The 12,792-nt window shown below is 49.3% G+C and carries 12 protein-coding genes; 7 read left to right on the top strand and 5 right to left on the bottom strand.

Features of this window, described 5'->3' with window-relative positions; translation table 11 throughout:
• Nucleotides 1-55: 55 nt before the first annotated feature.
• Together fumC and QUF18_RS04410 are read left to right on the top strand one after the other, a co-directional pair.
• Nucleotides 56-1,447, top strand: coding sequence for a class II fumarate hydratase (gene fumC, locus QUF18_RS04415; protein ID WP_289385576.1), 1,392 nt, complete (start codon nucleotides 56-58; stop codon nucleotides 1,445-1,447).
• A gap of 357 nt (nucleotides 1,448-1,804) precedes the next feature.
• On the top strand, nucleotides 1,805-2,206 hold the full coding sequence (locus QUF18_RS04410; protein WP_289385574.1) for a DoxX family protein: 402 nt from the start codon (nucleotides 1,805-1,807) through the stop codon (nucleotides 2,204-2,206).
• A gap of 184 nt (nucleotides 2,207-2,390) precedes the next feature.
• On the opposite strand, the gene hisG is transcribed toward QUF18_RS04410, so the two are convergent.
• The 4 genes from hisG to QUF18_RS04390 all read right to left on the bottom strand — a co-directional run bounded on the left by hisG (nucleotide 2,391) and on the right by QUF18_RS04390 (nucleotide 6,627).
• The gene (gene hisG, locus QUF18_RS04405; RefSeq protein WP_289385573.1) at nucleotides 2,391-3,083 is read right to left on the bottom strand and encodes an ATP phosphoribosyltransferase; all 693 of its coding nucleotides are present in this window, start codon (nucleotides 3,081-3,083) and stop codon (nucleotides 2,391-2,393) included.
• The gene (locus QUF18_RS04400; protein ID WP_289385571.1) at nucleotides 3,080-4,222 is read right to left on the bottom strand and encodes an ATP phosphoribosyltransferase regulatory subunit; all 1,143 of its coding nucleotides are present in this window, start codon (nucleotides 4,220-4,222) and stop codon (nucleotides 3,080-3,082) included. Before QUF18_RS04400 ends, hisG begins: the two co-directional genes overlap by 4 nt.
• A 1-nt stretch (nucleotide 4,223) precedes the next feature.
• Nucleotides 4,224-5,747 carry a histidine--tRNA ligase gene (hisS, locus tag QUF18_RS04395; protein WP_289385568.1) on the bottom strand — a complete coding sequence of 508 codons (1,524 nt, stop codon included), beginning with the start codon at nucleotides 5,745-5,747 and terminating at the stop codon, nucleotides 4,224-4,226.
• Between the two features lie 229 nt (nucleotides 5,748-5,976).
• A complete protein-coding gene (locus tag QUF18_RS04390; RefSeq protein ID WP_289385566.1) occupies nucleotides 5,977-6,627 on the bottom strand; it encodes a DNA-3-methyladenine glycosylase I in 651 nt (216 codons plus the stop codon).
• A 302-nt stretch (nucleotides 6,628-6,929) separates the two neighbouring features.
• Between QUF18_RS04390 and QUF18_RS04385 the strand changes: the two genes are divergently transcribed.
• The 3 genes from QUF18_RS04385 to QUF18_RS04375 all read left to right on the top strand — a co-directional run bounded on the left by QUF18_RS04385 (nucleotide 6,930) and on the right by QUF18_RS04375 (nucleotide 9,582).
• The gene (locus QUF18_RS04385) at nucleotides 6,930-7,766 is read left to right on the top strand and encodes a L,D-transpeptidase (protein ID WP_289385565.1); all 837 of its coding nucleotides are present in this window, start codon (nucleotides 6,930-6,932) and stop codon (nucleotides 7,764-7,766) included.
• A 246-nt stretch (nucleotides 7,767-8,012) separates the two neighbouring features.
• Nucleotides 8,013-8,837 carry an aldo/keto reductase gene (locus QUF18_RS04380; RefSeq protein ID WP_289385562.1) on the top strand — a complete coding sequence of 275 codons (825 nt, stop codon included), beginning with the start codon at nucleotides 8,013-8,015 and terminating at the stop codon, nucleotides 8,835-8,837.
• 523 nt (nucleotides 8,838-9,360) lie between these two features.
• Entirely contained in the window at nucleotides 9,361-9,582 is a 222-nt protein-coding gene (locus QUF18_RS04375; RefSeq protein WP_289385560.1) for a helix-turn-helix domain-containing protein, read from the top strand.
• A gap of 96 nt (nucleotides 9,583-9,678) precedes the next feature.
• Here QUF18_RS04375 and QUF18_RS04370 read toward each other — a convergent pair whose 3' ends face one another.
• Nucleotides 9,679-9,819, bottom strand: a complete 141-nt coding sequence (locus QUF18_RS04370) for a hypothetical protein (RefSeq protein ID WP_170137411.1) — start codon at nucleotides 9,817-9,819, stop codon at nucleotides 9,679-9,681.
• Nucleotides 9,820-10,353: 534 nt separating this feature from the next.
• Here QUF18_RS04370 and QUF18_RS04365 point away from each other — a divergent pair.
• Together QUF18_RS04365 and QUF18_RS04360 are read left to right on the top strand one after the other, a co-directional pair.
• Complete coding sequence (locus QUF18_RS04365) at nucleotides 10,354-11,088, top strand: 16S rRNA (uracil(1498)-N(3))-methyltransferase (RefSeq protein ID WP_353074481.1); 735 nt, start codon at nucleotides 10,354-10,356, stop codon at nucleotides 11,086-11,088.
• Nucleotides 11,089-11,282: 194 nt separating this feature from the next.
• Nucleotides 11,283-12,659 carry a glutamate--cysteine ligase gene (locus QUF18_RS04360; protein ID WP_289385552.1) on the top strand — a complete coding sequence of 459 codons (1,377 nt, stop codon included), beginning with the start codon at nucleotides 11,283-11,285 and terminating at the stop codon, nucleotides 12,657-12,659.
• Nucleotides 12,660-12,792: the final 133 nt, after the last annotated feature.

Here is a 12,792-nt window from a genome sequence, read left to right as displayed (position 1 = left end):
CCACAAAATCCCTTTGCCGATATCTTCCCAGAATACAGAATTTCAGGAGCTACCCATGTCCGACCAACGCACCGAAGCCGACAGTTTCGGCCCTATCGCCGTTGATAATGATCGCTATTGGGGTGCACAGACCCAGCGCTCGCTACAGAACTTCAAAATCGGCACGGATCGTCAGCCGCTCCCGCTCATCCATGCGCTCGGCATTGTTAAACAGGCCGCTGCAGAGACCAATATTGCACTTGGTAAACTTGATCCGGTGTTAGGCCGTGCAATTACTGTCGCCGCAGCAGAAGTTGTTGAAGGCAAACTGGATGATCATTTTCCACTGGTGATTTACCAGACCGGCTCCGGTACCCAGTCGAATATGAATGTCAACGAAGTGATCTCCAACCGTGCGATTGAGATGTTGGGAGGTACAATCGGCAGCAAAAAGCCGGTTCACCCGAATGATCATGTGAATATGGGACAGTCATCCAATGACAGCTTCCCGACAGCCATGCATATTGCCACAGCAATTGAAGTGACATCCCGCCTGCTCCCTGCCCTTGACCATCTGACTACTGCGCTCAAAGCGAAGGAAGAGAAATTCGCGCATCTGATCAAGATCGGACGCACCCATACACAGGATGCCACGCCTGTCACGCTGGGTCAGGAATTTTCCGGTTATCGCGCAGCCATTGAATATGGCAAGCACCGTATCGTACAGAGCCTCACCGATGTCTATTTGCTGGCACAAGGCGGCACAGCGGTCGGCACCGGCCTGAATTCCGCTAAAGGTTTTGATACCGGCTTCGCGGAAGCTGTTGCCAATATTACCGGCCTGCCATTTAAAACAGCGCCGAACAAGTTTGAAGCACTCGCCTCCCATGGCGCCCTGCTCAATCTGCATGGCAGTCTGAATGCACTTGCCGCAGACCTGTTTAAAGTTGCCAATGATATTCGCTTCCTCGGCTCAGGCCCACGCTCCGGCCTTGGCGAGTTGCAATTGCCGGAAAACGAACCAGGCTCATCGATCATGCCAGGCAAAGTAAACCCTACTCAGGCAGAAGCTTTGACAATGGTTGCCACACAAGTTTTTGGCAACCACACGACTGTCACTGTTGCTTCCAGTCAGGGGCATTTTGAACTCAACGTCTTCAAACCGGTCATTGCTGTCAATGTGCTGCAGTCTATCCGTTTGCTCGCTGACGGTATGAATTCCTTTGTCGATCATTGTATTGACGGCATTGAAGCCAATGAAGCCCGTATTCATGAGTTGATGGAAAACTCGCTGATGCTGGTGACTGCACTGGCTCCGCAGATCGGCTATGATGCAGCTGCAAAGATTGCCAAGACTGCCCATCACAATGGCACAACGCTTCGCGAAGAAGCACTGAAAAGCGGCCTTGTCACTGAAGCAGAATATGAAGCTCTGGTACGTCCGGAACTGATGCTGCAGCCATCATAAACTGTTCTGACACAGACTAATAAACACAGCCCGAGACAGCCCTCTGTTTCGGGCTGTGTGCGTTTTAGAGGGTAGTTATACATGAATACCAGTCTCGGAGACATTTACGGGTAGCCACGCAATAACAACATTGCCTTTATAATCTACCGCTGAAATTTGCAGTTCACCTTTGATGAACAATATGTCAATATACGTCTATATTTACGTAACAGTCGTTTTTGTTTATCCGTTCTGTCAACAACCATTCATGTTGCGGGACACCAGTCGCACAGCATTTATCCTCGTTTTATTTCAACACATGTTGCCTCGGGAAATCTGCATCAAGCACTTCCGCAACATGCTCACCGGAGCCTCATAATGAGCAATGTTTCTGCCTCCCAGAATTCAATCGTTATCCTGATTGCCCGTGTATTTCTTTCGATTCTTTTCATTCTTGCAGGTTGGGGAAAACTGACAGGCCTTGAAGGCACTGCTCAGTATTTCGGCGCAATCGGCTTGCCAATGCCATCGGTGACTGCAGTTCTCGTTGGTCTGGTTGAGTTTGTCGGCGGTCTTGCCATTCTGATCGGCTTCCAGACCCGTATCGCAGCGGTCATTGTTGCCCTGTTCACCATCGGCGCGACACTGGTTGCCCATATGGACTTTGCAGAAGGCATGAACGCAATGATGGCGCAGAAGAACCTCGCAATTGCAGGTGGTCTGCTGCTCCTCGCAATCACCGGTGCCGGTGCATATTCGGTTGACCGTCGCGGTCGCTAATAACTGAGCATTTTTGACCTATCAAAAAGGCCGCAATTCATAAGAATTGCGGCCTTTTCCTATTCAAGTTTTACAGCATAATTCCTTAAACTTGAATCAGTTTAAGTAAAATTATGCTGTATATATATAGTGTTAGAGCGACCTTTGTGCGCCCAAAAGGGCGCACGGCGCTCTAATATGCAATTTATTTCAGACTATTACAGATACGGCTGATAATTTCCGCCACACGCGGATTATCCAGACTGCGTCGCGCAGAAACCAGACAAGCCTGTGATTTCAGCATAATACCGTCATCAAGAATTTTCAGCCTATTGGCACGCAGTGTTGAACCGGTCGATGTAATATCAACAATAATATCTGCCGAACCTGCTGCCGGCGCGCCCTCAGTCGCACCCAGACTTTCCACAATGCGATAAACCTGAATACCATGCTTCTGAGAGAAGAACTGCTGCGTCAACCGCCAATATTTAGTGGCAATCCGCAACCGGCGGCCATGACGCTGGCGAAAATCCGCAGCAACATCATCCAGATCCGCCATCGTTGCAACATCGTGCCAGACTTCAGGCACAGCCACAATCACATCCGCATGACCAAAGCCAAGTTGCGTTTCAATCTGCACCTTCTCATCGGCTTGCGCCAATGTCTCACGGATCAGATCCTCACCTGTTACGCCAAGATCAACCGAGCCATAACCAAGTTCACGCGCGATTTCAGAAGCCGATAAGAACAGGATATCAACATCATCCACGCCTTCAATGGTCGCGCGGTAATTGCGATCATCTTCCGGCAACACAACATTGAGGCCTGCTTTGGCCATGACTGCAATCGTCTGCTCTTTCAAACGACCTTTGGAAGGCAGTGCCAGAGTAACGATCATAACTGCGCTCCTGTCCGTGTGGCATCGGCACATTTTTGCAAACGATCCAGCCAGACCGAGAAGCCAACGCCGGAAATACGCTCTTTAGCACCCAGCATGGTCAGCAAGCGATCATAACGACCGCCACCGACAATCACACCGCAATCAGCATCGCTGCTGGTAATCTCATAAACAAGACCGGTATAGTAATCGAGCGGACGCCCAAAACCGGCATCATAAGTAATGATACTCAGATCGGCACCCGCAGCACGCATTTCTTCAACCCGCTTACCGAAGCCCAGCAAGGCAGAACCAAGATCAAGCCCGTTCTGCACGGCAAAATCGGTCAATTGTTCGGCTGCCTGATCTAGCGGCACGCGAATGGACAAGAATGTTTTCAGTGATGTCAGCACACGATCTGCCAGTTGCACCGCAGCCAGCAATTGCTTTTCCATCAGACGCCGTGCAATTTCCGCAGGCGTGCGGCCAGCAACAGGTGAAATCCCTGCAACTTGCATTTCTTTTTGAAGAGCAGCAATCAGCTCCTCTTCATTCTGCTCATTGACCAATTGGCGCAAAGGCTCCGGCACGACATTGCCGGTGCGCGGCGATGCCAAATCTTGCAAAGCCAGTTCCAGTTGCGCGGCATTACCAAAGGTGCGTGCCAGTTTTTTCTGCCAGCCCCGTGGCAGTCCAAGAGATGCCAACACAGCTTCAAACACCGACTGATCACCGAGTAGCATCTGAAAAGATGCGTTAGGCGCGGCCTGACGCACTGCATTCAAAGCATCGCTCAGCGATCGCGCATCGGAAGCCGGTTCATTATCACCACCGAGATCTTCAATACCGGCCTGATGAAAGCTGGTGCCGCCCTCACGACGCTGGCGGAAAACCTCGCCAATATAAGAATAGCGCTTTGGCGTTGCCGCGTTCAACGCAATGTGATTACGGCAGACGGGAATAGTAAATTCCGGTCGCAGGCACAGGCTGTCGCCGTTTTCATTCTCTGTCAGGAAAATGCGGCTGCGCAGATCCTCCCCTGCCATATCCAGAAACGGATCGGCAGGCTGCAGGATCGGAATATTGACTGCCTCGCTTGAGGTGGTTGCAAAATAAGCCGCCAGATCAGCGGCTATATCTGCTGTTTGACGCGTACTCATCTTACTTCGCCTGCCTGCTTTTTTCCTGCAACCGATCCTCGGCCTGCTGGTTAAGAATACGCTGCACTTCAGCAACCAGATCAGCCTCTTTCACAGTGACCTGCGCGGGACGGCTGGCACGCCATTCTTCATTGCTTTCGATCTCACCGGACAGACGTTTGCCTTCAATCAGGTCTTTGATCTGAACTTCGCCATTGGCACGCTCGTCGCCACCCTGAATAATCGCCAGCGGCGCATCACGGCGGTCTGCATATTTCAGCTGATTACCGAATTTCTTCCAGTTACCCTGATACATCTCGGCGCGGATACCGGCATCACGCAAATCCTGCGTAAATTTCTGGTAACGACCAAGGCTAACGGCATCACCATCCATGACGGTAATTACAACCGGTGCCAGTGTTTCTTCAGTTCCCAGTTTGCCAAGGTTTTTCAATGCCGTCATCAGACGGGAAACACCAATGGAAAAGCCGGTTGCCGGAACCGGTTGGCCGCGGAACCGCGATACCAGACCGTCATAGCGACCACCACCACCAACAGAACCGAATACGACTTTTTCACCTTTTTCATTGGTGACGTCGAATTGCAATTCGGCTTCATAAACAGGACCAGTGTAATATTCGAGGCCGCGTACAACCGACGGATCGATTTTGACGCGACCGGCATAGCCGCCCGCATCAAACAAGATTTGCATCTGCGCCAGTTCTTCAACGCCTTCCGCACCACGGGCATTGCCTTCAATAACCGCATGCAGATTGGCAATGGTCTGCGAACCATCCTCTGAACCTGCCGCTGTAAAATCAAGCACCTTAGCAATCGCGGTTTCATCAAGACCTGCGCCTTTGGTGAAATCACCGGATTCATCACGACGGCCTGCACCAAGCAGCAGCTTCACGCCCTCCTCGCCAAACTTGTCGAGCTTGTCGATAGCGCGCAACACATTCAGGCGGCGTCCGGTATTTTCATCACCGGCCAGACCAATCGATTCCAGCACACCGTCGAGAACCTTACGATTATTGACCCGGATCATATAATCGCCGCGCTGAATACCGAGACGCTCCAGCGTATCGGCAGCCATCATGCACATTTCCGCATCGGCAGACACACCCGGCGCACCAACTGTATCGGCATCAAACTGCATGAACTGACGGAAACGACCAGGGCCCGGCTTTTCGTTACGGAACACCCAGCCATTACGGTAGCTACGGAACGGCAACTGAATTTCATTGAAATTCTCTGCAACGTGACGCGCCAGCGGTGCAGTCAGATCATAACGCAGTGACAGCCACTGCTCATCATCGTCCTGCAAAGAGAACACACCTTCATTCGGACGATCCTGATCCGGCAGAAACTTGCCCAATGCGTCAGTATATTCAACGAGCGGTGTTTCAATCGGGTCGAACCCATAACGCTCGTAAACCTCGCGAATGGTCGCCAGCATTTTCTCAGCTGCACGCAGATCATGAGGCTCACGGTCCACAAAGCCACGCGGCAGCCGCGCTTTCATCTTTTCCGCTTTATTTGCCATGATCCTGATCCGCTAAACTCGAGTTATCTTAAAGATTAAGTGCCTCAATATTCTTGTAAGGCGCGTATGTTTCCTAACTGATCGGTTTGCGTGCGGCAAGAGCAAGATCAGCCTAGAGCATGTCGCGCTCAAATGAATTCATTTGAGCTACCGCGAACATGCGACAATTAAAACACTCTAGAAACAACGCTTAAAACATTTCTGTTGCCGCAATTGCAGCTTGTACCGATTATTTAGGACGCACAAAATCCTGACGCAGGCGTTCAATCACAGGGCGGCAATAACAGCCTTCCAGATGATCATTCACCAATCCCATTGCTTGCATAAAGGCATAGACAGTTGTCGGCCCGACAAAAGACCAGCCACGCTTTTTCAAATCTTTGCTGATACGGGTGGAAATTTCCGTGAAAGGATTGTCTGTATAAGCAGACAGATCAAACCGTGCAGGCCGGTCTTCAGATTGCGGCTCAAAACTCCAGAAATAAGCGGCCAATGAGCCTTTCTCCGCAATCAGATCAATGGCACGACCCGCATTATGAATGGCTGATTTGATTTTACCGCGATGGCGCACAATGCCCTTATCCTGCATCAGGCGCTCGACGTCTTCATCTGTAAACAAAGTCATTTTATGATAGTCAAATTCCGCAAAGGCACGACGAAAATTTTCACGCTTTCTCAAGATCGTCAGCCATGACAGGCCGGACTGAAATCCTTCCAGACAAATCTTCTCAAAAAGGCGGCGGTCATTCTCAACGGGGAAGCCCCACTCCGTATCATGATAATGCAGATAATCCGGCAAGCCTCCATGCCAGCCGCAGCGCACTTTTCCGTCCTCACCCCAATGCAGCCCTGCTTCCAGAACCGGTATCTCCTGCGTCATTTTTCACCCGTTTGCCATCTGCAGATCCATTGAGTCTTTCTATAGCATATTTTATTTGACATGGAACAAAAAAAGAACATATGTTTTATTGCATACGGAGCAGAACTATAAACAAAGGTGAGAAATATTTACCCGCTGATAACCAAGACGGTAAGTTTTCACTGCATTTCTGACGGATACGAGCAGTGATTCACTTTTTCAAAAGGGTCAGGCATCACAGTCAAAGGCAAAGGAATCTTCATGCCGAGACTGATGAACAATGCATCGCAGCTTAAGGCATAACTACAAAACAGGACGATCTGATGAAACCACGTCATCTGCTGCTGATCGCATCCATTGCTGCTTTTGCCTTATCCGCCATTTCTGCCGGCGGTGCATTTGCCAATGATCGTTATGCCACGCCGCCGCCACTGGTACTCAGTCCTGATCTGAGTGCGCCATGGGTCACGCAGTTGCAACCGCAGCGCTCTGCCGGTGCGCTGGTTCCAACTGCCCCGCGCATTTATCAAAACAGCACCAGATCACAGACGCGCGCAACCACCGCGCAACGCCCTGAAAATGCACAACAAGCGCGCAAAAGGCAAGATAAGGTTCTGCGCCAGAGTGCTGCCAGTCAACAGGGCTCTTTCATCCGTGCCAGCGCGATTGCTCCGCAGAACCCTGCGAAAAGCGCTGGTGGCATGAACCCGATCTTTCTGCCTCAGGAAGTTGATTACACCACCGCTCACAAAACCGGTACGATCATTATTGATACAAAAGGTAAGTTTTTGTATCTCGTCGGTGAGAATGGCAAAGCCCGCCGCTATGGCGTAGGTGTCGGCAAAGAAGGCTTCGGCTGGAAAGGCACCGAAACCGTGAGCCGCAAAGCCGAATGGCCTTCATGGCACCCGCCGAAAGAAATGATTGCCCGCGAGCGTAAGAAAGGCCGCATTCTGCCGGTCAGAATGGAAGGCGGCATTGCCAACCCGCTTGGCGCACGCGCACTCTATCTCGGCAATACACTCTACAGAATTCACGGCACTAACGCCCCTGCAACCATCGGTAAGGCTGTTTCCTCCGGCTGTATCCGAATGCGCAATCAGGACGTGGAAGAGCTTTATGAGCGCATTCCTGTTGGTACAAAAGTCGTCGTACTCTGACAGAAGTCAATCCAAGCAAAAGCCCTGCATCATATTCATGATGCAGGGCTTTTTTATGCCATATGATGTACAGGATCACTGCCTCCCCGAATTATAATCCCTAATATTTTATCGTTTTTGACATAAGCCGGTCTTGCAAAAACGGTAAGAACCGATTCTAGATTACATTCTGTAAAAGTGCTTCGCCGGAAACTCTCAATAAGGGGCACCCAAAAACCGGCGCAAAAACAGAAAAGGAATAAGGACATGACCGTAGCTGCGATCAAACTGAACGACGGCAACTCCATTCCGCAACTGGGTTTCGGTGTATGGCAGATCAGCGATGAAGAGGCCGTCTCAAGCGTATCCACTGCACTTGAAATCGGTTATCGCCATATTGATACAGCCGCAATTTACAAGAATGAAACCGGCGTAGGTCAAGCCATCCGTAATTCAGGCATTGCGCGCAAAGACATCTTCCTCACCACAAAAGTATGGAATGACGATCAGGGCTATGATTCAACCCTCAAAGCTTTTGATGCTTCTGCCGAACGCCTCGGAACAGATTATTTCGACCTGTATCTCATTCATTGGCCGATGCCGAATAAAGACAAGTTTCTCGATACATGGCGTGCACTTATCAAATTGCGTGAAGAAGGCCGCGTGAAATCGATTGGCGTTTCCAACTTCCGTACATCCGATCTGCAGCGCATGCAGCGCGAGACAGATGTTATACCGGCGATCAACCAGATTGAATTGCATCCTTATTTCCAGCAAGACAATCTGCGCCAGTTCCACCAGCAGCATAATATTGCAACTGAGGCATGGAGCCCGCTCGGTCAGGGAAAAATTCTCGACAATCCGGTTTTGAAAGAAATTGCGGAAAACCACGGAAAATCCGTCGCTCAGATTATTCTGCGCTGGCATCTTGATATTGGTAATATCGTCATCCCGAAATCAACCACACCTGCCCGCATCAAAGAGAACTTTGCGGTCACAGATTTCAAGCTGCTGGGCACAGAGCATGACGAAATCGACAAGCTGGATTCCCAGAACGGTCGCATCGGCCCTGATCCAACGACCTTTGGCTAATTGCAGCAATTTTTTCGTCACCCGTCACGACGGATACGCGAAATTGCACTATAAACCAGATAAAAATTACAGGTTTATTGATTACACCCGCATAATGATTATGCGGGTGTTTCATTTTCCCATGCAGATTGCATATAAACAGATAAAAACAAAGCAAATATAAAATAATATATGAAAATACGTAATTTATTACTCAATTAATATTTATAAATCACTGAATATAAAATAATTATCAAATGTCCTTATAAAATGGACAAATAACAATACAAAATCAATTAACTATAAAATCAAGACTATATTGGAATATATCTAAATCCCTTTTTATTACCTGCATTTTATTGCAGTATCCATTTATGGGTTTTTTCATATGATGAGTTATAAATTTCCAATAGAGAAAGGGCGAATTCACCCCTCTTTTTAATTAATTATAACTCATCCAATTACTGAAGTGAAAAATCCATGCAATTTTTAATTTTTCAATAACGCTAAGTATAATTATATTTATTCAATTTTAAGGTGAAAAATGTCCATTATTGTTAATCTTGACGTCGTATTAGCACGTAAAAAAATCCGCTCCCGCCAGCTGGCCGCTGATATTGGCATTACGGAGCCAAATGTTTCCCTGCTGAAATCCGGCAAAGTGCGCGGTATTCGCTTCGAAACTCTGGCAAAAATTTGCCGCGTACTTGATTGCCAACCAGGTGACATACTGGAATTTCGCGACGAGGTACGTGCGCCACATTAAAAACAGCAGAAACAAAAAAGCCGCGCAGTGATCAACTGACGCGGCTTTTATTTCATATCTCTTCCGGTTCACTAACCGGCCTCAATCAAAAACGAATTATTGGTGGAATTCAGAAATTCCATAGCCATCGCTGGCAACAGCGCTGTCACCCGTTTCAACCGACAGCAAACCAAGTCCGGTAAACAGGATTGCAGACAACATAAGGACGGTCAGGAGCGTGGCGCTCTTTGCGGACATGGAATCAACTCTCCTGGAAACGGACTATCTTCGGCCTGATCCGCGACATAGCGATGATGTCAAAGACGGAACCTGCACAGTTAAAGGGTGCTTCCAGATATAAGCAGGCGTCCTTAACAGCAATAAAACATGGCGCAGTTATCAGCTAAAAACACACAGAATATTCACTTTGCTATCCATTGTGGCAGAACAGCAACTAAATCGCCCAGCTACATCAAGAAAATCTGAATTAGATAAACCAAATATTAACCATAGGCCTTTCACGGCTGATATCTGAAGCCAAAAAATGATGAAATTTGCCACGAACACACGAGGTGAGTCTCTCCGGTTTCACACAAAGATAAGGCCGTTTCTTTTAGAGCGCCGTGCGCCCTCTTTGGCGCACAAAGGTCGCTCTAACACTTTATATTTACAGCATAATTTTACCTTAAACTGATTCAAGTTTAAGGAACTATGCTGTAATCCGGCTACCGGCATCCGCGAGATGCTGCTTTTCGCTTGACCTGCCGCCCTCCCCTCTGCCATCCGTTGGCAATGCGCGCAAATTACAGAATGCAAAGATTACTGACCGAGCTTCCCCTGCAACCGGATCACCCCGTTGAGGCGCCAGCTGAAACCGCACATTATCTGCTCAATGTGCTGCGGATGCGTGATGGCGACCAAATTTTGCTATTTAACGGACAGGATGGTGAATGGCTGGCCAGGATTGAGCAAATCGGCAAAAAACGCGCCACGCTTCATCCTGTTGAACAGGTTAGACCACAACCGGTACCATCAAACTTCCATTACTGCTTTGCGCCGCTCAAAACGGGTCGAATGGACTATATCATCCAAAAAGCTGTCGAGATGGGGGCATCCGTTCTGCAACCGGTTATCACCCAGCATTGCCAGATGCCAAAGCTCAACAGCGAGCGTATGCAAGCCAATCTGCGCGAAGCCGCGGAACAATGCGGAATTCTGTCATTGCCGGAATATAGAGAACCGTTGCGTTTTGATAAATTCATGGAACAATGGGATCATTCCCGCACTTTGATCTTTTGTGATGAAGCAGCGGAAAGCAACAACCCGCTTCCTCTTCTAACGCCACTGAAAGGCAAACCCGCCGGTGTCTTTATCGGACCCGAAGGCGGCTTTTCGGAAGATGAACGCAGCACTTTGCGCCAGCAATCTTTTGTCACAGTGATTCCGTTAGGCCCCAGAATTTTGCGGGCCGATACGGCAGCCGTTGCCGCAATGGCTGTGATACAAGCTACAATTGGCGACTGGTGATAATCTGCGCTCTTTGCGTTACACAAAGCTGATTATTGCATTTATAGCGTATTTTTCGCTGTGTTCTTCGCAACAGGACAAGACACACTGCTATATCTTATTATTATAAGAAATAATTCTGCTTGCGTGTTGGATAAAAAAACGCCAATCACATATATGAATAGTGACAACTACAAAATAGGGTAATGCAGAGCATGGCTCGGGATACAACAGACGAAACAGTCATTTCCGGCATTGAGGAACTGGCTGAATATCTCGCAGAAGGCTGTAAGCCACAAGATCAGTGGCGTATCGGCACTGAGCATGAGAAATTCCCCTATTTCACCAAAGATCATAGTCCGGTTCCCTATGAGGGCGCACAGGGCATCCGCGCCATTCTGGAAGCGATGCAACAGCGCCTGAGCTGGGATCCGATTGTTGACGAAGGCAAGCTGATCGGCCTCGTCAGCCCGCAGGGACAGGGTGCGATTTCTCTGGAGCCCGGTGGCCAGTTCGAGCTGTCCGGTGCGCCGCTGCAAACCATCCATCAGACTTTTGCGGAAGCGAGCCAGCATCTTAAAGATGTGCAGGCAATCAGCACGCCAATGGGCATCCGTTTTCTCGGCATGGGCGGCAGTCCGAAATGGACACGCGCTGAGACGCCGGTGATGCCAAAGTCCCGCTATGCCATTATGACCGCCTATATGCCGAAAGTCGGCACTCAGGGATTGGATATGATGTATCGCACATCAACCATTCAGGTTAATCTGGACTTCGGCTCAGAGACCGATATGCGCCATAAAATGCAGGTCAGCATGAAGCTGCAATCCATTGCAACCGCTCTGTTCGCCTCGTCCCCTTTCACTGAAGGTAAGCTGAACGGCCTGCAATCATGGCGCTCCGATATCTGGCGCGATACGGATAATCGTCGCTCTGGCGTGCTGCCATTTGTGTTTTCAGAACGCTTCGGCTTTGCGGATTATGTTGACTGGGCGCTGGATGTGCCGATGTATTTCATCATGCGCGACGGCCACTATATTGATTGCACTCATATTACATTCCGCCAGTTCCTCAATGGCGCGATGAAAGATCACCCAACCGCCGGACAGCCGAATATGGGCGATTGGGCAAATCATATTTCCACACTGTTTCCGGAAGTGCGCCTCAAGCGCTTTCTTGAAATGCGTGGTGCAGATGGTGGCCCGCTGGAGCATATTGCAGCACTTTCTGCTTTCTGGGTCGGCCTGCTCTATGACAAAGATGCACTGAATGCAGCGCTTGATCTGACCAAGGACTGGAGCTTTGAACAAGTCGCGGATATGCGTAATGCGGTTCCGGCTCAGGGCTTCAATACGCCATTCGGCAAGGGCAAAGTTGCTGATATCGCTGCACAGGCTGTAGAGATTGCAGTGCAGGGTCTGAAAAACCGCAAGCAGACCGATGAAAATGGTCGCGATGAAAGCATCTATCTGGAGCCACTGGAAGCCATTGTGAAGTCCGGCAAACCTTTGGCGGAAACCATGCTGGCGCAATTCAACAGTGACTGGAACAAGTCCGTTGAGCCGGTTTTTGAGGCCTATGCTTATAAATAAACTGCACCGGTGATGCCAGCCAGCATCATGAAAGCAGTTGGGACAAATTAGAATAATTGAGCGCTTCACGCCCCTCAGGCTGTGAAGCGTTTTTTCTTCACTGACATGTCTATCTGTCCGCAGAGAAACTTAT

The organism is Pseudochrobactrum kiredjianiae (genome assembly GCF_030362795.1).
GTDB lineage: Bacteria > Pseudomonadota > Alphaproteobacteria > Rhizobiales > Rhizobiaceae > Pseudochrobactrum > Pseudochrobactrum kiredjianiae.
The sequence above is the reverse complement of the archived record's forward strand: the minus strand, read 5'-3'. Positions and strand labels throughout refer to the sequence as shown.